Source organism: Bradyrhizobium pachyrhizi, from assembly GCF_001189245.1.
Classification (GTDB): domain Bacteria; phylum Pseudomonadota; class Alphaproteobacteria; order Rhizobiales; family Xanthobacteraceae; genus Bradyrhizobium; species Bradyrhizobium pachyrhizi.
Map to the genome: position 1 here is coordinate 30,592 of NZ_LFIQ01000010.1, position 20,985 is coordinate 51,576.

Genomic DNA, 20,985 nt, shown 5'->3' on the forward strand with positions numbered 1-20,985 from the left:
GTGACGCAGGTTCCCATGTTCCACGCAAGAGCCTGCCATCGGGATCACGCCGCCTCTACACCGGTTGCCGCCCGGCCAATAGACAGGCTCTCGCCGCGCTTGATCGCAGGAGGTAGTATCGCCCCTGCTTTCGACAACACTTGAACTGTACTTTCGATGCGTCATCAGCGGTTTACTTGCGTTCGTCTTCCCGTAGCTCACCTGACGGGCTGATCGCCCGCCTTTTCCAGCAACGCTCACCACCTCAGCCATTGAGCTAAAGCAGCTTGTGGCGGTTTGGACTCTGATCCTGCAATCCGAGTCCGAGGGGCCTGCCCTCATCTCTTGCGCAGCAAGGCTGCTCTGAAGATGGTCTACATACTCAACCTCCTTCTTCGCGCCGTCATGGCGCACATACCACAGTGCAGCCCAAGGCAGTTGCACATCCGACCGACGCGCGGCTGCTGCATCGAGCAATCATCAAGCTGGTCGGGCTCGCCAAGCGCAACCGTGTGCCGCTGCGCCAGAGCTATCTGCGCCTGGCCAAGCGCGCCGCCATCATGACCGGCCGCTATACCCACGCCCACCAGTTCAAACGCGCCCGGCGGCAGCTCAAGTTCCTGCGGCACGGCTTGGCCGGATCATCCGTGACATCCGCCGCAAGATTGATGGCGATACGGTGCTGGAAGCTCGCTTCGGCCCGTTGCTCGGTTTAGCGCAGCAGGTGCGCAGCCAGGATCAGCATCAGCGCGGTCCGAAGGTCTATGCGTTACATGCTCCGGAGGTCGAGTGCATCGGCAAGGGTAAGGCCCGCGCGCCCTACGAGTTCGGCTGCAAGGTCAGTATCGCCACTCCCGTGACGTCTCCGAAGGGCGGCCAGTTCGTGCTTCACGCCAAGGCCCTGCACGGCAATCCCTTCGATGGGCACACGCTCGGCCCCGTGATCGCCGACATGGAGAAGCTCACCGGCGTGGAGGCTCGCCGTATCCACGTCGACAAAGGGTATCGCGGTCACAATCACCCGCATCGGTTCAGGGTCTGGATCTCGGGTCAGGTCCGCCGCGTCACGGCTTCCATCCGTCGCCAGATGAAGCGTCGCGCGGCTGTCGAGCCCGTCATCGGCCACGTCAAGGCCGAGCACCGCATGGACCGAAATTATCTCAAGGGACGCCTCGGCGACCGCATCAACGCTGTTCTCGCCGCAGCCGGCTACAACTTCGGCCTGCTGCTGCGATGGTTCGCTGAGCTCTTGCGTGCCATCATCCGAGCCTTCCTCGAGACCGTCCCGGCTCGAAACATCGCTTGAGCCGGCCGCCGCGCCAGTTCTTCACGAACGACTAGGAAGTTTCCGTGACGCTACGATCACGCTTTTTCGCTCTGAATCAGATCGGTCTCTTACACCACACCGACGCTCGACACATAGTGCCGCGCCCGCCTGATGCTTGCCAGCGAACCCGGCCCTTTGCCCGTCGCCTTCATCGTCCAACCGGGCAATCGAACAGCAAGGACGAACTCAGGACTGGATGAAGTTTTGGGTAAGGTCACAATTTGTCTATCTTCGCCACGCCAGGCGCAACGAACTACTTCAACCACACACCGATGATTGTACCGAGGGCGCCGAAAAGCCCATTTTTCTTGATCGGCATTGTATCTCTTCGAGAGGATGATGATCAGGCTAACAGTAAGAACGATGATGCTAATGAAAGACTTCATCAATTGCTGCGCAAACTCGTACCAAGGCCTAAACTCGTCTAGGACGGATTTTGCATTCTGATTCTGGTTCGAGAGACCTTTCAAATGGGCGAGCGTCTCATCTAGTTCTGCCCGTACCTTTGGATCCTCCACTTTCACAACCTGTTGGACGTTCTGGGTGGTCGTTTTGACAACAAGGGGGCAAACGGGCGGAAGCTTGATGCCTCCGAAATTGATGTTGGGTGACCTGCATTCGGTTGTCACGGTCTGCGTCGGAACGGCCACAGTTTTCGTTTGCTCGACCGTTAGGTTCTTCTGCAGCTCCTGTAATCGCGTTTCGTAGTCTGCCCGTATCTGAGCGATTTTTTCGCTGTCCGCCTGAAGCTGGTCCAAAGCTCGAGTATAGAAATAGGATAGCTCGCCGATTGCCAGGACGAACAAAAGGGTTCCCCAAAAGAGTACTTTCGCCATTGGTGTGCTCCCCCAATAAAAATCAAGTCAGCTAGAAGCCCGCACAACGAAAAGACGCGTCTGAAATCACATGTCATTGCTTGTCGTTGTTGGCTCCGACAAACCGCATCGGCGTTTGACTTATCGCGTCCGTTGACTGTGCTGCGATATTGGTCGGTCTCGGAGTATCAGTGGCATCGAGTACACTACGAGGAAGAGTTGATCCCAGGACCAAACGATCAGCGTCTGTCCGCAATAAAATGGTAGGATCGCTTCGCTAATGCTACCGATCAACGGCTTGCCAAACTGCGCCTTAGCGGGCGAATATGTCCGGACCATGAGCTCGCTCGGTTTGTGAACGCCTGTTGCAGTCCGATCACGCGGCGCGACTCAAGCGTTGCGGATTTCGGGTGGCACCTCATTGGCACTTACCTCGTGGCAGTTGCCGTAGGTGCAGTCTGATCGGAGTGAGCATTCCAGCCACGACCCATCAGATTGCTTGAGCCATTTGAGCGGCGGTTTGTTACAACGCGCAACTCGGTCAACCAGAACATTCGTTGCTGGGTCATCCGACAGAGAGTCGGAGACGGATTCCGCGCTGGTTATTCTTGCTGTCTTGACAGCGCGCTGCTTTCTCGTTTTTTTGGCCATTATTACCCTCCAATCAAAGATCTACGTTAGACATTCTATTGACCCAGGGCACTTTTGAAGCCGGTTGTAATGCCGCTGGTCAACTGCGAAGCAATGTGCGTGCTTTCGCCGATTGGGATGAGAAAATTTCCGCTCTGTGTCTTGTCGAGCGGCGCAAAGGTCACCACGAGGTCATGCTTGCGATTGCGCAAAGCCGACAACAAGTTGCCGCTCTGATTGAACGTCGCTCTTACGAGCTTCCATGCAGGAGTAATGCTTCCGCTAGTATCGATTTCGAACGTTACTTGGTGCGAAAGCACATTTTGCTTCGCGACGCTTGTGATTTGCCCTGTCGCGACCCCGTTGACCATTGCGTCCAGCCATTCTGCCAGTTTCAAGTCACTCTGAATCAGTAATGAGTCCGTCGGCGCCGTGGTGTCACGCTCACATCTTCCGTTTGGTCCCAGATAGAGCTCGCTCACCTTGTAATAGAAATTTACTTTATCCACGCGAGTTGCGTCTGCCGATCCATTGAATGCACCGCTCAAACTGAAGATCGACGAAGGTGGTGACGGAGGGAGCCAAACGGCTGTCGGATTAGCGGTCGACTTCTCTTCAAGTTGAATAGTGAGGGCGACCTGAGCCCCCCACTTGCGCAAGAAGAGCGCATCAGACGAACCGGCTCTGGCGTTGAGAACGTTGGTGACTGCATCCTCAAGTTCGCAATGAACGCTACGAACGATCGCCTGCACCAAAGCATTGTTGGAGGCGTATGACCCGCCGTTAGGAAAATCGCGGATCTCTGGAACGCGCAACCCGCATCCGGCAAGCACACAACCAGCGAAAAGTGCAATCAAATTGACGCCCGGCCTCAACATGCCAAACCCCCGAGCTTGAAATTTACAGTGTGCAGGCTTCTGGAGGGCCGAGGACCACTCCGGTCAATCCTGACCAAAAATTCTGGTTGTTAAGGAATGCTTTTCTATCTGAGCGCGCAACCAGCAAACGTTGTCTTATTGGATTTCATGAACCGGCTGCTGCGTCTCCGCCACAGCACTGCACGTTTCGTACAATGCTGCATGTCGAAATGTTCGGGGCGGGTTTGGTCGGACAGTCTTTCGCGGATTTCGTTGACGGGCGCGACGTACCTGGCGCCAGAAACGCCATCACGGCGTGCGGGCTGCTGCCTTTTCTCTGAGGGGACATACAGAGCGCACCGAGCGTCGCTTTAATGCTCGAATTCTTCGGCCGAGCGCGATTATTGAAGGATTTCACCAGCACTGCTGAGCGAACATCTGACCCGATCTGGAGATCTTTCGCCGATTGGCCAGTGCACGGCCCATACACCGACCCGTCGAGTTACCTCCTCCCCTCAAAAGTAGGGCTTTGATTGTTCTCGAAACCTGCGATTGTACATCATGAAACAAGCTGCCAAGGGGGTAAGATGATTCGATTGATTATCGGCGTGGGGCTGATGGTTGGGTTGGCCGGCACCTCGCAAGCTCAATACCTGGGGACCGGCTCAAATCCCAACAGCCACGGCATATCAGGTTACACTCGCAGCAACGGCACTTATGTGCAGCCCTACACCGCGACGAACCCGAATAGCACCCAGCGCGACAACTACGGCACTCGCGGCAATTACAATCCCAATAATGGGACATTCGGTACCCGGACGCCGCGGTACTGAGGGGCGTTTCAATGGCAAAATCAACGCGCAATACGGGCAAGCCCTGGACCTCTCAGGATGTGACGCAACTCAAGCAACTCGCAAAGAAGAATACCCCAACTCGCGTCATTGGGCTGAAACTTGGGCGAACCGCCGACGCAGTTCAAAATAAAGCATCGTCCGAGGGCGTATCGCTCAGTCCGACAAATCAAAGCCCATACAACCGCCGCAAGGATTGAGGTCACCCCAAGTACCAACGTTGTCCACCACCCTGGTCGAAAAGAGATCGAGGTGAGGAAGGGCGACGTTGAGTTGGGGATAGCCGAGACATGGAGATGCAGCGCCTCTATTGGCAAGAAATGATAACTCTCAAGCGCGATGCTCGCTATGTTGATCTTTGCCTCGCTCGCACTGAAACGATCGACCGATGTATCAAGGGAGCACTTGCGATTGCGGCAAGCTCATCCATTGGAAGTTGGATCATTTTCAAGGAGTATTCGTTTCTCTGGGCCACCATCGTTGCTGCCTCCCAGGTCTTGCAGGTGGTCAAGGAGTATCTGCCCTACAAGAACCGTTTGCGAGCGCTGACAGGCCTCTCCCAGGATCTGAATTCAATCAGTCTCGCAGCTGAGAACAGCTGGTTTCGGGTGAGTTCGGGCAGCTTATATGACGAGGATATCCACGAGCTACGGTTCGACTTGAAGCAGCGCAAGCTCGCGGCCGTGCAGAAGGCCTTTCCGGCCGCCGGCTTGCCGAACAATAAGAGGTTCGAAAAGCGAGCCGATGAAGAGGTCCAGGACTATTTTTCGATCTACCTAAGTCAAGGTAAGGAGGCCTAGAGACAATGAGCGACAAGAAGATCAATGTTCCCCAAGGAGGACATAGGGTTATTGGCGACCACAAGGGAGCCGTCTTGCCAACCAAGCCAGCGAAGGCACCGATGCCACCTGTGCAACCGACACGAGGCAGTCGCCCCGAAGCCCCTGCCAGGCCATCAAAGCCGAAATAGCAAGGGAGGAGAAGCACAGAGGTCTGGCCCTTTGACGCAATATGCCCGCCAGCGATGGTCTTCAGGTCGACCGGCGGGCAACGCTTCTCGCTAGAAGATAAGCACTACTGGCTTCCAGGCTCTCGTCATTTTGTAGGCGGCACGTTGCGCGCCAGATTAACGACTTCCTCGTTAGCGCGGTAACGTGAAATCGTCACGCAAGAAGGAGGCCTTGAATGCAGCTTCCAGGCTATCTGCCGACAGAGGCGCAATCCATGGCAGTCGCCCCAACCACCGCACCCGTCCAATCTCGCAAATCGCTCTCACGGCATCCGGGCTCTTTTCGCCTATCAAGGCGACTCCAAGAATGTCGATCTGGCGCCTTCGGAGCGCCTCTATGGAGAGCAATGAACAATTAATTGTACTCGCAGTTGTACTGGTGCACAGCACTACAGGGATTCGCCACCTCTCCAAGAGGTCAACGTAAAGCGAACCACAATTCAGCGGCTCCATGAGCCCCCCGGTCCCCTCGATCACGAGCGGCTTTCCTCCGGTGTCCGGCACGTCCAGCAATTCCGGCTTAATGCGAGCCTCGTCGATTTCCGCGGAACAGTGTGGGCAAGCGGTCGTTTGCAGTCGGTACCTCTCAGGCACAATGCGATCCGGCGGAAGACTGGCAAGCCGAGCAACGCACTCGGTGTCCGTCTCTCCTTCGAGGCCGGCCTGAATCGGCTTCCAGAACCTGGCGCCAAGGAGATTGACGAGCCCTGCGCAGAACACGGTCTTTCCGACGCCGGCGCCTGTAGCCGTGACCACGATCCGCTGCTGGCTCGCCGATCTTGATCTTTTGTCAAGCGTTGTGCCCACCTCATTCTCCATGATATGCAGCGGGCGCCGGCGCAAAGAACGCTTACTTTTCGCCAGTCGTTGACGGCCGTGCCCTCAATTTCCGGATTTACCAACGGCTGCTCGTCGACGCTGCTGCGTGCATCGCCTACCCCTCAACGTCGAAACAGCGGTGCGATATACGCGAGATGCCCGTCGTGATTGGCGTCCGCCGACCCGTCTCAAAAAGCTTCGAATGCGGACTGTTACATCGAACTAGACGGCGGCCGGCACGATGGTCCCCCTCCTAGAGTTGCGCTCGATGCCTTGTGGCAGGTTAAGATTGTTATCGGCGTGGAAATATTGTCCGAATCGGACGGAGACGTTCACAGGCCGCTGGGTGTATCCTAATAGACGCAGAACTGTCCGCTTCGAGCGACAGCTGTGCGATTACCGGGCGATTTCACATGATCTGTCGGAAAATAGCCGATCGGCGCATATTAGCCGTGACTCTAGGGGGATTTTTGCAGGTATGACTTGAGCACGCGAGTTTATCGATGGCGGGCGGCCCCGGCAGATTTTCTGCGTGATCAATCACGATGATCCTGCAAATGACACATTGACGTCTCGCTGGCTGATGGTTGGTATGCACGGAGTGTCTCTTTTCCAACGGAACGAATCCCGACCTTGTTCGATGTGGAGGTCGCGAGCAGCGCCCTTACAGGAGCTCAGAGCGCGCCACATCGATCACCTTTATACGTAAGCTACGTTCGGACCATTGGGCACGACAATTCTCAGGTCCTACTCAAGTGCTAGCTCTGCTGCACATTTGTGGCATTATCGATGTCAAAGATGCTCCGGCTGTCGAAGCCCGTCAGCATTGCCTCAAGCTAAATCCCAAGATAAGAACGGGACCAAGTTGCGGCGTCACTTTTGCGGCCACCATGATCCGTCATATCGTCTTCTTCACAGCCAAGGAAAAAGCCGATATCGACCGAATCATCGAAGGTCTATCGGTTCTCACCTCGATCACCTATGCGCGCCGGCTCGAGATTGCCCGCAATCGCAAGAGCGACCAGCTCGGCAATGATATCGATGTCGTGGTGTATGGTGAATTCGACAGTGAGGCGGATCTCGCTGCGTACAAAGCGCACCATTTATATCAAGAAGCGATCCGATGCGTACGGCCGCTCCGGGAGTTGCGCTTTGCCGCTGACTATGAGTTGTCGACAGACGTGCATTTCGCTGGAACGGCAGGCCTAGGGCAATTCGCTCGGCGCAGCGGACCGGTTGGTCGTGAGTACCTCGATGATCAGTCACAGGACTTTGTACGTGTCGGGCGGAAATAGTCCTCGTTGGGGTGGCAATTGGGGCGCGGACCTCACAACCTGCCGGTCGTCGTAGCAGATAGCCTATGCACGTCTGCGAGTTGCCATGGATCGAGCCTATCAAGGCGCTGCGCTGCCTTGCGCAGCGGCCGCAGCTTACCTTTCTCGATAGCGCGGCAGAGCATGAGCTGCTCGGACGTTACTCATATCTGGCTTGCGAGCCGTTCGGCACATATTTCGTCGCCGATGGACAGGCAAGTTGGAATGGACAGGCACTTATAGGGAATCCATGGGAGGCCCTCCGCGAGCTTCTTGCCAGATACAAAGAAGCGCATCGCCCGGATCTCCCCCCATTCCAGGGCGGCGCAGCCGGCTTTCTTGCCTACGACCTGAGCCGAACACTGGAGCGGTTGCCGGCACCGTCAATTCCGGGTCTCGGGTTACCCCAGTCAATACTGCATTTTTACGATGTGGTGGTCAGCTTCGATCACTGCGCCGAGAAGTGCTGGATCGTCTCGACCGGCTGGCCGGACCAGGAGCCCACCCGACGGGCCGAGCGCGCGCGTCGTCGCGCCGATGAGTTTGCAGCACTGCTTGCCAGGCCCAAATCGCCGCGGATCGTAATCCCCAGCACCGCGGGCCAATGGCATTCAAATTTTAGCCGGGAAGGGTTCAAAGCGGCCGTCCAGCGTGTCATCGATTTAATCCTGGCCGGAGATATATTCCAGGCGAACATCGCACAGCGCTTCTGTGCCAAGGTCTCCCCCCTGTTCGATCCGCTTACCTTTTATTGCGAGCTCCGCTCCTTGAACCCAGCCCCGTTTGCGGCCCTCCTACAATATGACGCGCTGACGATCGCATCGAGCTCTCCCGAGCGATTTCTGAGGCTTGAGGGCCGGCAGGTCGAAACACGACCGATCAAGGGCACAATCGCACGCTCCGCTGATGCCGCGGAAGATATGCACCGTGCCGAGCTCCTTCTCGCGTCCGAGAAGGATCGCGCCGAGAATATTATGATCGTCGACCTGCTGCGCAACGATCTGTCACGCGTTTGCACAGACGATTCGGTCGAAGTTTCAGCTCTTTGCAACTTGGAATCTTATGCCTCCGTGCACCATCTTGTGTCGGGGATCGAAGGCACGCTTGGTGCAGACCAAGACGCCGTCAGTCTACTTCGCGCCTGCTTTCCGGGCGGCTCCGTGACGGGAGTTCCAAAGGTGCGGACAATGGAAATTATCGCGGACATCGAGAAAGTGGCACGAGAGGTCTACTGCGGGGCGATCGGCTTCATCGGTTTCGATGGATACATGGACACGAACATTGCGATTCGCACTGTTGTGATCGACGATGACGTGGCTGCGTTTCATGCCGGCGGCGGAATAACGGCGATGTCGGATCCCGAAGCCGAATATGAGGAGACACTTGCCAAGGCAAAACGACTGTTTCAGGCCTTCGGTGCCGATCCAACAGGTGCATTTTGATTGTCATCATCGACAATTACGATTCCTTCGTATTCAACATTGCGCGCTATTTCCGCAAGCTGGGTGCAGAGACGCAAGTGGTCCGAAACGACGCGATCAGCGTGGCAGATCTCGTTGGGCTCCAGCCTAGTGCAATCGTCATATCTCCCGGCCCCTGCACGCCGATGGAGGCCGGTATATCCACTGCCATTGTCCGCGAGCTTTCGGGTCGCGTCCCGATTCTTGGCATCTGTCTGGGGCACCAGTGTATCGGAAGCGTTTTCGGCGGACGGATCGTGCGTGCACGTCGCCCCATGCACGGCCGCGCCTCACGCATAACGCATGGCGGTCGTGGGTTGTTTTTGGCACTTCCGTCACCACTTTGGGTCGGGCGCTACCATTCTCTTGCGGTCGAACTCGATCTGTCAGATGCACCTGATCTCATGGCGACGGCCCGTTCAGATGAAGGTGAGATCATGGCCTTGGCACATCGGCACCAACCTACCTACGGCGTACAATTTCACCCGGAGTCGGTCCTTACTGAGCAAGGTCACTCGCTCCTTATGAACTTCTTGCGATTGGCGGAGAGTTTCCGATCGTGAAGCCGATACGTCCTCGCGCTCCCGGCAATCTTATCCACAGACGGAATTGATAAGCAGCGGCACGACTCCAGCTCAGCGCAACGTGATGCGAGAGAGCTCCAGCCTGATCAAGATTGTAACAGAAAGCACGAAAACAGCCTCGCTTTGTACGCTGCGTACTCAATTATTTCTTTTGGTGCCGCCTCGATTGAATTACTTCAAGCCCGCAACGCGTAGTTCTCTTCGCATCAGATGCATTGGGTCAATAGGCGGAAAACATCCTCTGGCCCAATCGCAAAGATGTCTTCTTGAGATCCGCCAAGAGCTTGGCGGTGCCTTGCGGTAGTCTCGCTACCCCTGCCCTCACGGGCGTTTCCTCCCTTGACTTGGCCGCCGGTCCCATCGGGACCGGCGGCTCTCTTACAGGCGGGTAAGCGTCATTATGCTTGAGGAATCAAGATCAATCTGCACTCGGCCGACGCGGTAACGAAACTGCCGCAACGGCGGTGATGAGGCTGAAAGAACTATGCAACACAGAGGCGTGCAATTTTGCATTCGAGAAGCGTCGGCAGGCGAATGGCGCTACAGTTTCGAGATCGGCGGCAAGACGATCAGCGGCAAAACCCGAACGAGATTGCAGCTTCTTGCAATCCGTCGGGCCAAGGATCGCATTAATCGTGAACTGAATCGCAGTGCGGAAAGTCAGAGTTGATATCAGCATGAATGCTTCTGCCGGTTGCGCTAACTCAATCTTTGCCGTCTTGGAACGCAGCGGGGCGGAGTTGGCTCGCATATCGCACTTCCTGCCCACGCTCCACACTGGGCGCGATTCGCCACTGGACATCGCCCACCTGACAACGAGCGGTACCTCTGCGTCCCGCCCGGCGTCGACATTACGGAGCCTTCTTCACCAGGCCCGCATCCATCGGCGCGTCACAGAGCACTGGTAAACTTACCCCAGTTGATGCAACCTCAGGTAACAACGGGCTGGAGACCCACATATGCGCCGCATGGTTTTGATCAGCGTTCTGGCCTTGGCTCTCGGCGTCCCCGGCCCGCGCGTGGTGGGACGAAGGGCACATGCAGATCGCTTATTTGGCGTATAAGCGCCTCTCCGATCCTGTCCGCGACAAGGCCGACGCCTTGCTGAAGCTCAACAAGGATTATGCGAAGTGGACCTGCGGCGCCGCCGACGACAAAACGGCGAAGATGTACGCTTTCATCCATGCCGCGACTTGGGCTGACGACATCAAGACCAAGGAGTACGGCTATACGCGCGATGCGGTCACCAGCCCGACGGCTGGCCAGAACATCGGCTACTCGGATCACAACCAACATGCCTATTGGCATTTCAAGGACATCGACTTCACGCCCGACGGCACGCCAATGGCCGCCGCGGCCCCAGTCGATTTCGTCACCCAGCTCAAGCTGATGATCGCCGCGCTGCCGGCGTCCTCGGGCGCATCCGACGATGTGCGCTCGTATGACCTTGTCTGGATCCTTCATCTCATCGGCGATGCCCATCAGCCGCTGCACGCTAGCGCCCGCTACACGCATGAGATCCCCGACGGAGATTCCGGCGGCAATGCGGAATCTGTGATACCGGCCAGTGGATACAGCATCGCTCTGCACGCCTACTGGGACGCGATCTTCGGCGGTTACTCCTCGCCCCATGGCGCCATTTTCGACGCCGACGATAAGGACGGGCTATCGAGCGTCGGCGTTAACCAGGTTGAGGCGCAGATTGACGATCCCGCCGTTTGGGCTCAGGAAAGCGCGGACCTCGCCAAGCGATACGCCTACGCTCCGCCGATCAGCACTGGAAAGAATCCAGTCCTTCTGACGCGCGACTATGAGACGAGCGCCAAAAACCTGGCCCGCGCGAGGGCTGCACTTGGCGCGGCGCGACTGCAGGCCGTTGCATGCTCCATGATGAAGCTCGCGACGTGCCGTCGATTGCTGATCGATCGTAAGCACGCGGCGATCGCGGAAGCTTGCGAAGAGAGGGCGGGAAGTCCCACAGCCACGTCCGGCCCCAATGCGGCCAACTGGTAATCCGTAGGTCTCGTCCTCCCGGTCCGGTAGCCTCCCCCCGGTTGGCTGACAACCCCAACCATTGGTTAACATATTGATATTATATCTTTTTCTCTCCAAACCTGAGAGCCAAACTCTGGCGAGTGGAGGCCAAGCGTTCTTGCCGGCTTGGCGAGGGATCTTCTGGCTAAACCGCAAAGCTTGAACACTGTATCTTTTTACAGTATCATCCCGTCTTATGAGTATCCACGCGGAACTAACACCCAGGCAGCGACAAATCTTTGAATTCGTTGAAGAACATATGGCCGCGACTGGCGCCCCACCAACGCTTGAGGAGATTTGTGACCGGTTCAGCTTCAAAAGCCCGAATGCCGCGCGCGAGCACCTGCGGCTCATCGAGCAAAAGGGCTATCTGCAGAGAGCGCCACGGCGGGCTCGCGGAATTCGGATAGGTCGCGAAGATTCCGCTTTGGGCGATTTGGTGCGGGTGCCACTCTTGGGCAGGATCGTTGCCGGCAACCCAACAGAAGCTGTCGAGAATATTGAAGCCAGGCTCCCGTTGCCGAGAGCCCTTTTAGGAGGAGCTCATCTTTTTGCGTTGCGCGTCGGGGGACGTAGCATGGAGGGTGCGGGTATCTTCGATGGCGACATCGCAATTCTGAACGGCGAGGTGGAGGTAGCGAACGGCGCAATTGCCGCTGTTCTGGTCGGCGAAGAGACCACTCTCAAGCGTGTTTTTCGCAGCCGCGACGGAGTTCGGCTTCGCGCCGAGAATCCGGAATTTCCTGATCTCGTTTTCGACCAGTCCAACGCCGGCGCGCTCCGCGTCGCGGGTCTTCTGGTCGGCGTCCTGCGGTTGGTGTGAACGTGGCTGAAGCATCCCCCTCACCTTCGCTTATCAGACTCGAGCGCGAGATGAATAAGATCGGCTGTCCGGAGCTGATCGCGCTCGACGGGGCGCCAGGGGCCGTCCATCTCAACTATTTGGATCTGATGTCGGGGCGGCGCGCCAGCGATCTGCGGCCGAAGGCCGTCGCAGAGTTTCAGGGTCGTCCAGTCCTTTATCTGGTCGATGGCTTGACGGATCGCGAGCAACCGAGTGACGCGCAAGTGCGTGAACTCGGCCAGTTGCTCGCGAATCGAAGTGAACATGCGATGCTCGGCGTTGTGCGGCCCGGAGAGCTAACGCTCTATCCGATCAACCTCAGTCGAGCGGAGCTTGATGGCGCAACACCAAAGCCGGTCTCACTAACGAACCCGGATCCCATGCTCTTTCAAAGCCTGGCTACCGGCTTGGTAAACGTGGAGGGTCAACCGACCGCCCCTGACTATGTTTTCGATGAGATTCACGAGCTGTTGACAGCGGCAGACAAGGCTCTCGCCGGGCGGATGTCACCGCTTGAGGTATTGTCCGTTGCAGGGCGAGCCTTGTTCTTTCGGTTTCTCCATGATCGCAGGATCGTCCTACCGGCTGAACTCCAGGAGATATCACCAAAAGCCAAAGACTTGAAGGACGTCTTTTCCGACGCCGAGTGTGCGGCGGCAACATCATGCTGGCTCGACGAAACATTCAATGGCGATCTGTTGCCGCTCGTGGACGAAGTAGCACACGCCGATCCAGCGAAACGGCTTACGGCATACAGGAAGTTCTTTCGCGAAGCTCACAAAAAGACCGACGGAAAAATTTTTCTTCACCTGCAAGCCATCATGCGTGGCTGGAAGCACCTTGGCGATTCAACATTCCAGACGAGGATCGACTGGGACGATTTTGATTTTGCGCATATTCCGATCGGCGTGCTGAGCCAGGTCTATGAAACCTTTAGCCGGAGATGGGATGAGGCGCACGCCGAGGAGACGAGTGTCCATTACACACCGAAAAACATCGCCCACCTACTGGTTGAGGAGGCGCTTGCTGGTGTGAAGAATGCGCATGACGCGGTCGTACTCGATCCCGCATGTGGCGCCGGCGCGTTCCTGGTTTTGGCGTTCAGACACTTGGTACGACTGCACTGGCAGCACATGGGGCAACGTCCCGACAAGAAAACGATTCATCGGATTCTTTATAGGCAGATTCGCGGATTCGATGTGAGCGAGCCGGCGCTTCGGCTTGCAGCGCTCGCGCTATACATCACAGCCATCGAACTGAATGGTACAACGCGACCGCCCAAGATTCTAAAATTCCCGCGCGTGTTGCAGAACGAAGTTCTCTTTAACTTCGATAGCCGTGAGGTAAACGGAGGTACGCGAGGTTTTGTACTGGGGAGCTTGTCTGCGGCGGTTCCGACGAAGCTCGACGCGTCGTTTGACGTTGTCCTGGGTAACCCGCCTTGGACACGCCTGCGGTCGAAGGCGAAGACTTCAGCGGAGAAAGTTGCTGATCAGGCACGTTTTGCGGAGATCAACCGCGCATTCACGACAATCACGCGACGAGCATTGAAGGCGCGAGATCTTCCTGGGCTTTCGGCAGAGGAGTACGATAATCCGGACAACAACCCGGATCTTCCGTTTATTTGGCGTGCGACCGAATGGGCGAAGCCCGGCGGCATGATTGCCTTTGCACTACCGGCGCGGATCATTCTCAAGCAGAGCGAAGCTGGTCAGAAGGCACGCAAAGCGCTTTTCAGTGGCCTGACGGTCACCGGAATCCTAAATGCGTCCGATTTGGAGAAAACTCCTGTTTGGCGCAACATGGACGTTCCCTTCATGTTGCTGTTCGCACGAAATGTGCCCGCAGCTTCGGAACATCGATTCCAGTTTATAACGCCCTTGCGCGAAAACCCGCTGGTCAAGCGGGCAGAGTTTCGCATTGACTATCAATCTGCCCAACCCGTATCGCTTGCTGACACGATCAATCGGCCATGGACTCTTAAGGCACTCGGCGTCGGTACCGTTCTCGATATCGAAGTGTGGGACAAAGTGAAGGGTCGATGCCTGTCGTCAGTCGGCGAGGTGTGGTCTAAAGCCGGCTTTCTATCGGGAGAAGGATACAACATCTCTGCTGGACTCCCTCAAGCTCCGGCGCGGCATCTTCTCGACCTACCGGATTTTAAACCTCCGGAGAACGGCTTCGCTATTGATTTCAAGGGTCTCGATCGCTGGGAGGAGAGACACAGGCGCACAACAGCGAACAGGCCGCGAGAAAACGAGCTGTACCAATCACCATTGGTCATCATCCCGCAGACCCCGGGCGAGACCAGAGAGCAACCGAAGGCGTTTTTGTCGGTGGAGCGGCCGATTGCGTTCTCCAAGAGTTACTACGGTTACTCGACATCCAAGCACCCAGATGCGGAGGTTTTGGCACGGCTGTTGTACCTCGTTGTTCACAGCGAGCTTTGGCAACATTACAGCCTCACGCACAGCTCGCGCATCGGTGCAAGCTATCGCACGATCCTAAAGGAAGAACTAGACGGTTTCCCTTTCGTCGACCCTTCGAACCTGACGCTTTCGCAAAGGCAGGAGGTTTTTGCGCTATCAACACATCTCGCATCGGACGGCGTCAAATCCTGGGATAAGATCGACCATCTCATTTTCGCTTTGTATGGACTGAGCGAGCACGATGTTGTCGTGGTCCGCGACACGATACAGTTCGGTGCACCATACCGGTCATCCCGTGATCCTGCCGCCCTGCCACCTGATCGGAGCGATTGCGAGCGATTTTGCCAGTATCTTCAAGACATGCTGCAGCCGTTTGTAGGGTCAACTGGCGCCCAACTCCATGTCGAGGCATTGGATGCCCCGGGGGGCACATGGATGCCTTCGTGGAGGTTCGTTACGCTCGGAGCAGAGGGCGTAGCTTCCAACGTCTCGTCGGCCCTCGTTTCGAAGGTCATGCGCGAAGCCAATCGCACTGCGGCCAGCCGCGTGATCATGGTCCTACCCCAGCACCGTGGACTTCTCGTTGGGCTGCTCAACCAGCGCCGCTTCTGGAGCAAGAGCCGCGCTCGCCTGTGCGGACTGCATATCGTTCGGCAGCATTTGGGGGCATTTCGTCCCAGATGAGCATCGCAGGGTTCTTTGCCGAAGGTATTGACTATCGTCTACCCCATCCGGCGCTGGACGACTCTGTCCTACTGATTGCCCACAACGCGATCTGTCATGCGTTCTCGCTGCTGCGCGCAACGCCCCCCGATGGATTTGACCTCTCGTCGGCTCAAGAAAACGCCATAACTCAACAACTTGAATGGATACTTGAGAACCGTCTTCGAAAGAGCGGCAAAGTGGCTGGCTTCGATGAACGTGTGTTCCAGAAAGTTCGCCGCGGCCCCGAGGTTACGAACTACAACGGCAAGCATCCGAGCAAGAAGCCCGATCTGGTCTTCGACCTTGCACGAGATGCGCCACTCGTGCTGTCGAGCCTGGATGCGCTATTCGTTGAATGCAAGCCGGTCGACAAAAAGCACACCTTCGAAACGGACTACGGAAAAGAAGGTGCGCTCCGGTTCATCAACGGAGACTATAGCTGGGCGATGCAAGAAGCCATGATGGTCGCTTACGTCCGTGACGGGAACGCCCTTTCGGCAAGCCTTGGTCGAGCTTTTGCCAAAGAGCCCCTGCATTCCTTGTTAGGAAAGCCGACTGCGATGATGCAGGTGGCAAATTGTGCCGGTAGCTCTGTGGCCGAGCCGTTGCATTTCACGACGCACGAGCGAAACTTCGAGTGGCCACAAGATCGGGGAAGCGCGAGTGCGATCCGCATCTTCCATTCGTGGCACAAGTGCTGGTAGGGCAAGCGGCAAAGCGAAGCGTTGATTTCCGCGGCATCCGAAGAATGGGCGTCAGCCGCCGGCTCCGCTCCGTCAGTTCCCTTCACCAATCTTGATATCGTCGACCAATTGGATCAGCTGATCGACCGCATGGCCGTTTGGCCCGGCTTTCATCCTCTTCAGGGTGGTCAGCAACTCCTCTTTCGTATCCATCCGGCGAGGACTTCACCGGACGGATACAAACAATCAGCGCGTAGCTGTGGCACAGCAGCTCCTTCAGGATCACCCGAATGCAAATGACGGCCTCGAATTGGTGGACATGGTACCGGAATCGTCAACGCTGCGGTTCACGTGATCAGCATCGCGCCGGCTTCATGGCAACGGCTGACCAGCTGGAACAGCAGGTGCGCCCGCGTCAGGCTCCGGCTTCACTCAAGTATAAGTCAGTGGACTGGAGAATGGCCGGCGCACTTCAGTGCGCAGCTCTTAGTGAATCTGAAGTTGAGATACCCGATCAACGATTGGTTAGTCGATCACAGGGAGGCACCTCAACGGGAACAGCGAAGCCAGCCTTTACCCGATCCAAGACGACCAGCGTCTTGAAGCATTTGATGTCCGGCATCTCGTAAAAGAACCGTCTGGTGAATTGCTCGTAGTCCTCCATGGTACGCGCGGTAACGTATAGGATAAAGTCAGCATCACCGGTGACGTAGAAGCCATTGACGACTTCGACTGAAGACTTGATGGCCTTCTTGAACCTGTCGATGATATCAGAACGCTCCCGCTCCATAGTCACCAGTACAAGCATTTGGATGGGTCTACCAATGGCCTTCGGCGAAACGATCGAGATATCGGCCTCAATGATGCCTTCCGAGCGCAGCCTCTTCAAGCGGCGTTGGCACGCTGTTGCAGAAAGCCCCGCTATCTCGCCGATCACCTCGGAAGTCAGGCGATTGTTCTTCTGCACGAGTTCGAGGATGCGAGCGTCTATCCGATCATATCGCATTGCATACCAGCTCCAAGCCTAAGATGAAATTCTCCGGCAGATCCACGCGCGGGCGACGAGAAGCGCCCAAGGCATGAAGATATAGAAGATGTTCAGAGCATCCTTGATCGATCAAGCTCGGGAAACTACCGGCTGCGGGCGGGCGCTCGTCACAACACGCCCGCGTTTCGATCGTCTCGGTTATTCGAGCCCCATTTCCGCTCCAGCTTGAGCTGATTCCTATGCACATGCAGGACTTGCCCGATGCCGTTCGCACGGTGCACTGCGAATCCTTTTCGAGCACTGCTGCACCCACTTCGCCAGAAGTGAAGCGAGCCGGCCAAGTTCGCGGTTGACGGCGATTAACGATCGCCGGGTCGTGGCATTTTGAAGTCGAGCGGCAGCGCTTCAATTGGTCATCACTTATGAGCGATGGCTGTCGGCTCCGCCCTCTTTGCTGGCCCAATTGGCCGCGCATTGACACGCCAATCATGATAGAGCGGCTCTGGCCAGTTGATCATGATCGATACCCGGGCGCACCAACCACCTTCGATCATTGACGTTCAGGCACGTCGACAAGCTTTTTCAAAGCGGTTGGCCGCCGCTCACCGCCGCGTCGTATCCTCCCGATGCGCTTTCTGAAAGAACTGAAGCGCGTTGCCGCGCATGATCCGGTCAATGAGGCCACGGGCGTCCTCGAGCGCGATCCAGCCTTCGGCGACCAATTGCGAGAGAGCTCGTGCGATTCCACGGCGCGCTACGCACGCATGGCCATAAACTGGCTCGACAGCGACATAGTCGCCGCCGAAGGTGAAGATCTTGTTGGACGGAACCGCCATCAAAAACTCCCTCAAGAAGCGAACGCCCGCCACCGGATTGATGATCCATGCCCAGCACATGTCGATCGCCGCGTTAGGATAATGTTTGGCCAGCGCGATAAACTCGTGCTCGTACGGGTAGCCAATATGCATGAGCACGAATCGGGTTTCGGGGAAATCCTGCAGCAGACGGCAGACGTCTGCGGCATTGCTGCGAGTACGGGCGAGTTGCATTACGCCGTAGCCAGCCAAAACGCCGGTGTGGAGTTTGACGGGCAAGCCGTACTCGCCAGCCTTGCCGAGGCAATAGCGGAAAAGATAGTCTTGCAGCGCCTTCAGGTCCTCAGGACCAAGGGCGTGCAACGCGCCGACCCTGTCGGCATGGTGCGGGAATAGTCTTGCGGCACGCGCCTTGGTGACCGGCTCGAAATCGAGGGCGCGCGAATAGGCGATTTGCGATTTTACAGCCACGGCTTTGGCGCCGTATGTCGTAAAATAAAAGTCAATAACCCCGAGCCATTCATCGAGCGTGGTCGGGCGTCTGCCCGTTTCGGCTTCCACCCACGCAAAGTCAGCAGCACTACACCGGCACAATTGAAGAATGCTTATGTCGTGGTCGAGCAGCCCTGGCTGCTCGGTCTCCATAAAGATGCGCTGGAGCGAATTGACGTGACAGCCTTTGATGTTAGCCAGCTCCAGAATCCGTGCGTAAAAACCCGGCTGTACGGTTTGATGGTATTTCTCGGCGATGCGGGGCAGGCTTTCATCCGTCAGGTCCTCTTCACCGTAAACGCCACGAAACGTATGGCGCAGCGCCTGGGCGTAGCCGGTGTGGCGGATCCTTTCCCAATAGGGCGCGATCAACCGATATTTTTCCTGGCTCGTAAGGTCCGGCCCGAGAAACCCTCGAAGGTCGCTGGCTGGCAGGCCCGCAACTACCAGATCCTCGGCAGCATAGGATCTGAATAGATAGGCCCAGTCGTTGCATGGCAATGTTCGTGGATGGATTGCTCCGGAAAGGCGCTGACTTTCCTCGATCAGATGTTCATGGGTGTCGACAAATGGCGTCTGCTCGACCCATTGCGCGATTTGTCGATCCACGTCTGTCATCGACTTCCAGTCAGCCGCTCCGCTTGTCATTTCGCGCTCCCTTTAGGTGACGACAGTTGCTTGCGTCCGCATTCGCAATCGCAACCAGCATTGGACCATGCTGTAGGTCTGGCGTGACGTCCTATCGCCGCGGCGGCTTCGGCTCGCCGCGATCAAGCTCAGTAGTTGACCACATCACTGGGGTGAGCGACGCGCTCCTTGAGCGCATCGGTCATTGGGAAGTTCAGATTGATGTTTTTCGGCGGGATCGCAGCCACGAACCATTTGTCGTAGATTTTGGTGAACTCGCCGGAAGCCATGAGTTTGGAGAGAACGTCGTCGACCATCTTTTTGAAGTCGGGATCATCCTTCGAGAACATCAGGCCATAATAGTAAATGGTGCCATAGTTAGCATTTAGAAAGATGAGGTCGGCTGGTTTCGCATAATCCGCCTTCATACCGGCCAAGAGAATGTCAGCTTCCACCCACGCCGCCGCACGACCGGTCGTGAGCAGCAGCAATGATTCCGCATGGTCTTTGGCTTGCGCGATGGTCAGGTTGAGATCGTCCTGCTGCGAAATGCCTTTGGCAATGCCGAGAGCATCGGACCCCTGAGTTACGACAACGGTCTTCCCTTTCAGATCTTTCGGCGTCTTGAGCCCGCTCGACGCCTTTGCGAGCCAAGCCGTTTGACTGGCGAAGGTGGCAACACTGAATGAGACCTGTTCTAGACGCTGCTTACTGCTGGCAGTGCCGCCGCACTCGATGTCGATCGTGCCATTCTGGATAAGTGGAATCCGGTTGGACGAGTTGACGGGCGTAAGCTTTGTCTGAATGTCCGGAGTACCAAGATCAACTTTCAGACGATCGACGACGTGCGCGCAAAGGTCGAGGGAAAAACCAACAGGCTTCTGGTCAGCGCCCAGATAGGAAAAGGGAATCGACGCCTCGCGATAACCAATGGTGATCATCTTTTTCGATCTAATGTTGTCAAGGGTTGGACCCGCGTGCGCCGTGGAAATCGCAGTTACAGTGATCGCGGTCGCTGAAAGCAGTGCAAACATTTTAGCCATGGGAATTCCTCTAATTCATATGAAACGCGCCTTTTGCGCTTTTGATCTTGGGCAGCGCGCGCGCTCCCAGGCGATCCGAGCGCGATCCGGCGTCGCTAAGATGACCGCTTCCGACCGCCGGCAGACGCCTAGTTCCCGACGCTGGGCAGCGTACGATCCGCTCATTCCGCACCGCACATAAACCGGGCAGCGTTCAGCCATGGCTAAATGATAGGCCTCTCAAGCCATTTGGCACTACAAAAATGTCAGTTTGCGAACATTTAAATTTCAAAATATGAGAATTCTTTGACGTAGTGTCGTGAACTCGACGGGCCGCGTTCCCCATTTGTGTGAGGCGCTCCCGTCCCATCGGCGATCATGCTCAATCGGAAACCACGAAATACGAGCGATACGCATTTTCTAGATTTTGGTTGCCCGAAGTTTTTCATGGTTCGCAATCGGCTCCATCGCCGGGGCGTCAGAGCGTCTTTTCCCAGCACAAAGCTTGTGGTTTTAGAGCAAGGCGGCGCCGACTAAGGCTACGGGATGGTCGGGACCGAGCCGAATGGGACACCGGACCGGGTCGAACCGCGAGTAGAGCTGGCGATGCTTTTATTGGTGTTGTCGGCACTTTCGGGACCCCGATCGCACGGCATCTCGCCTCGTAGTGTGCTGGCGTGTCAAACGCCATCCGGAACTGCC

General features: G+C 56.7%; 17 protein-coding genes and 1 pseudogene. 11 read left to right on the forward strand and 7 right to left on the reverse strand.

Translation table 11 applies throughout. The features are described from left to right. Positions 1 to 395: 395 nt before the first annotated feature. Positions 396 to 1,285, forward strand: a pseudogene (locus AKL29_RS00285) (IS5 family transposase); the annotation flags it as partial. A gap of 89 nt (positions 1,286 to 1,374) precedes the next feature. Here AKL29_RS00285 and AKL29_RS00290 read toward each other — a convergent pair. After that, entirely contained in the window at positions 1,375 to 2,142 is a 768-nt protein-coding gene (locus AKL29_RS00290; RefSeq protein ID WP_050382205.1) for a hypothetical protein, read from the reverse strand. Positions 2,143 to 2,807: 665 nt separating this feature from the next. Then, entirely contained in the window at positions 2,808 to 3,629 is an 822-nt protein-coding gene (locus AKL29_RS00295) for a hypothetical protein (RefSeq protein ID WP_050382206.1), read from the reverse strand. 566 nt (positions 3,630 to 4,195) lie between these two features. Here AKL29_RS00295 and AKL29_RS39995 point away from each other — a divergent pair. From AKL29_RS39995 to AKL29_RS00300, 3 genes are all read left to right on the forward strand, one after another. Further along, the gene (locus tag AKL29_RS39995; protein WP_082190420.1) at positions 4,196 to 4,441 is read left to right on the forward strand and encodes a hypothetical protein; all 246 of its coding nucleotides are present in this window, start codon (positions 4,196 to 4,198) and stop codon (positions 4,439 to 4,441) included. A gap of 11 nt (positions 4,442 to 4,452) precedes the next feature. Next, the gene (locus tag AKL29_RS40000) at positions 4,453 to 4,659 is read left to right on the forward strand and encodes a hypothetical protein (RefSeq protein ID WP_082190421.1); all 207 of its coding nucleotides are present in this window, start codon (positions 4,453 to 4,455) and stop codon (positions 4,657 to 4,659) included. 90 nt (positions 4,660 to 4,749) lie between these two features. Then, positions 4,750 to 5,259, forward strand: coding sequence for a hypothetical protein (locus AKL29_RS00300; protein WP_050382208.1), 510 nt, complete (start codon positions 4,750 to 4,752; stop codon positions 5,257 to 5,259). A gap of 341 nt (positions 5,260 to 5,600) precedes the next feature. Here the strand turns inward: AKL29_RS00300 and AKL29_RS00305 are convergent, their stop codons facing one another. After that, on the reverse strand, positions 5,601 to 6,287 hold the full coding sequence (locus AKL29_RS00305) for a dethiobiotin synthase (protein ID WP_050382210.1): 687 nt from the start codon (positions 6,285 to 6,287) through the stop codon (positions 5,601 to 5,603). A gap of 755 nt (positions 6,288 to 7,042) precedes the next feature. Between AKL29_RS00305 and AKL29_RS00310 the strand changes: the two genes are divergently transcribed. The 3 genes from AKL29_RS00310 (at position 7,043) to AKL29_RS00320 (ending at position 9,623) form a co-directional block, all read left to right on the forward strand. Next, the gene (locus AKL29_RS00310; protein WP_244481648.1) at positions 7,043 to 7,582 is read left to right on the forward strand and encodes a Dabb family protein; all 540 of its coding nucleotides are present in this window, start codon (positions 7,043 to 7,045) and stop codon (positions 7,580 to 7,582) included. A gap of 65 nt (positions 7,583 to 7,647) precedes the next feature. After that, positions 7,648 to 9,042 (forward strand): aminodeoxychorismate synthase component I, encoded by a 1,395-nt coding sequence (pabB, locus tag AKL29_RS00315; protein WP_050382215.1) that lies wholly within the window; start codon positions 7,648 to 7,650, stop codon positions 9,040 to 9,042. Continuing rightward, complete coding sequence (locus tag AKL29_RS00320; protein WP_050382217.1) at positions 9,039 to 9,623, forward strand: anthranilate synthase component II; 585 nt, start codon at positions 9,039 to 9,041, stop codon at positions 9,621 to 9,623. Before pabB ends, AKL29_RS00320 begins: the two co-directional genes overlap by 4 nt. A gap of 439 nt (positions 9,624 to 10,062) precedes the next feature. On the opposite strand, the gene AKL29_RS43170 is transcribed toward AKL29_RS00320, so the two are convergent. Then, a complete protein-coding gene (locus AKL29_RS43170) occupies positions 10,063 to 10,395 on the reverse strand; it encodes a hypothetical protein (protein WP_167350361.1) in 333 nt (110 codons plus the stop codon). A 287-nt stretch (positions 10,396 to 10,682) separates the two neighbouring features. Here AKL29_RS43170 and AKL29_RS00325 point away from each other — a divergent pair, with 287 nt between their 5' ends. The 4 genes from AKL29_RS00325 (at position 10,683) to AKL29_RS00345 (ending at position 16,360) form a co-directional block, all read left to right on the forward strand. Beyond that, positions 10,683 to 11,657, forward strand: coding sequence for a S1/P1 nuclease (locus AKL29_RS00325; protein WP_063779867.1), 975 nt, complete (start codon positions 10,683 to 10,685; stop codon positions 11,655 to 11,657). 217 nt (positions 11,658 to 11,874) lie between these two features. Next, positions 11,875 to 12,501 carry a transcriptional repressor LexA gene (gene lexA, locus AKL29_RS00330; RefSeq protein ID WP_050382218.1) on the forward strand — a complete coding sequence of 209 codons (627 nt, stop codon included), beginning with the start codon at positions 11,875 to 11,877 and terminating at the stop codon, positions 12,499 to 12,501. A gap of 50 nt (positions 12,502 to 12,551) precedes the next feature. Beyond that, positions 12,552 to 15,635, forward strand: a complete 3,084-nt coding sequence (locus AKL29_RS00340; protein ID WP_082190422.1) for an HsdM family class I SAM-dependent methyltransferase — start codon at positions 12,552 to 12,554, stop codon at positions 15,633 to 15,635. Beyond that, positions 15,632 to 16,360 carry a hypothetical protein gene (locus tag AKL29_RS00345; protein WP_050382226.1) on the forward strand — a complete coding sequence of 243 codons (729 nt, stop codon included), beginning with the start codon at positions 15,632 to 15,634 and terminating at the stop codon, positions 16,358 to 16,360. The genes AKL29_RS00340 and AKL29_RS00345 overlap by 4 nt, the downstream gene beginning before the upstream one ends. A gap of 493 nt (positions 16,361 to 16,853) precedes the next feature. Here AKL29_RS00345 and AKL29_RS00350 read toward each other — a convergent pair whose 3' ends face one another. The 3 genes from AKL29_RS00350 to AKL29_RS00360 form a co-directional block, all read right to left on the reverse strand. Beyond that, positions 16,854 to 17,345 carry an Lrp/AsnC family transcriptional regulator gene (locus tag AKL29_RS00350; RefSeq protein ID WP_050382229.1) on the reverse strand — a complete coding sequence of 164 codons (492 nt, stop codon included), beginning with the start codon at positions 17,343 to 17,345 and terminating at the stop codon, positions 16,854 to 16,856. Positions 17,346 to 17,929: 584 nt separating this feature from the next. Further along, positions 17,930 to 19,282 carry an amidohydrolase family protein gene (locus AKL29_RS00355; protein ID WP_082190423.1) on the reverse strand — a complete coding sequence of 451 codons (1,353 nt, stop codon included), beginning with the start codon at positions 19,280 to 19,282 and terminating at the stop codon, positions 17,930 to 17,932. A gap of 128 nt (positions 19,283 to 19,410) precedes the next feature. After that, positions 19,411 to 20,304: an amino acid ABC transporter substrate-binding protein gene (locus tag AKL29_RS00360; protein WP_050382232.1), complete on the reverse strand. Its 894-nt coding sequence runs from the start codon at positions 20,302 to 20,304 to the stop codon at positions 19,411 to 19,413. Positions 20,305 to 20,985 lie beyond the last annotated feature (681 nt).

What these genes read in the sequence shown, in the direction of transcription:
- AKL29_RS00305 (WP_050382210.1), bottom strand. Translation starts at nt 6,287, where the DNA reads ATGGAGAATGAGGTGGGCACAACGCTTGACAAAAGATCAAGATCGGCG.
- AKL29_RS00355 (WP_082190423.1), bottom strand. Translation starts at nt 19,282, where the DNA reads ATGACAAGCGGAGCGGCTGACTGGAAGTCGATGACAGACGTGGATCGA.
- AKL29_RS00325 (WP_063779867.1), top strand. Translation starts at nt 10,683, where the DNA reads ATGCAGATCGCTTATTTGGCGTATAAGCGCCTCTCCGATCCTGTCCGC.
- lexA (WP_050382218.1), top strand. Translation starts at nt 11,875, where the DNA reads ATGAGTATCCACGCGGAACTAACACCCAGGCAGCGACAAATCTTTGAA.
- AKL29_RS40000 (WP_082190421.1), top strand. Translation starts at nt 4,453, where the DNA reads ATGGCAAAATCAACGCGCAATACGGGCAAGCCCTGGACCTCTCAGGAT.
- AKL29_RS00300 (WP_050382208.1), top strand. Translation starts at nt 4,750, where the DNA reads ATGGAGATGCAGCGCCTCTATTGGCAAGAAATGATAACTCTCAAGCGC.
- AKL29_RS00290 (WP_050382205.1), bottom strand. Translation starts at nt 2,142, where the DNA reads ATGGCGAAAGTACTCTTTTGGGGAACCCTTTTGTTCGTCCTGGCAATC.
- AKL29_RS00360 (WP_050382232.1), bottom strand. Translation starts at nt 20,304, where the DNA reads ATGGCTAAAATGTTTGCACTGCTTTCAGCGACCGCGATCACTGTAACT.
- AKL29_RS00345 (WP_050382226.1), top strand. Translation starts at nt 15,632, where the DNA reads ATGAGCATCGCAGGGTTCTTTGCCGAAGGTATTGACTATCGTCTACCC.
- AKL29_RS39995 (WP_082190420.1), top strand. Translation starts at nt 4,196, where the DNA reads ATGATTCGATTGATTATCGGCGTGGGGCTGATGGTTGGGTTGGCCGGC.
- AKL29_RS00350 (WP_050382229.1), bottom strand. Translation starts at nt 17,345, where the DNA reads ATGCGATATGATCGGATAGACGCTCGCATCCTCGAACTCGTGCAGAAG.
- pabB (WP_050382215.1), top strand. Translation starts at nt 7,648, where the DNA reads ATGCACGTCTGCGAGTTGCCATGGATCGAGCCTATCAAGGCGCTGCGC.
- AKL29_RS00295 (WP_050382206.1), bottom strand. Translation starts at nt 3,629, where the DNA reads ATGTTGAGGCCGGGCGTCAATTTGATTGCACTTTTCGCTGGTTGTGTG.
- AKL29_RS43170 (WP_167350361.1), bottom strand. Translation starts at nt 10,395, where the DNA reads ATGCGAGCCAACTCCGCCCCGCTGCGTTCCAAGACGGCAAAGATTGAG.
- AKL29_RS00340 (WP_082190422.1), top strand. Translation starts at nt 12,552, where the DNA reads ATGAATAAGATCGGCTGTCCGGAGCTGATCGCGCTCGACGGGGCGCCA.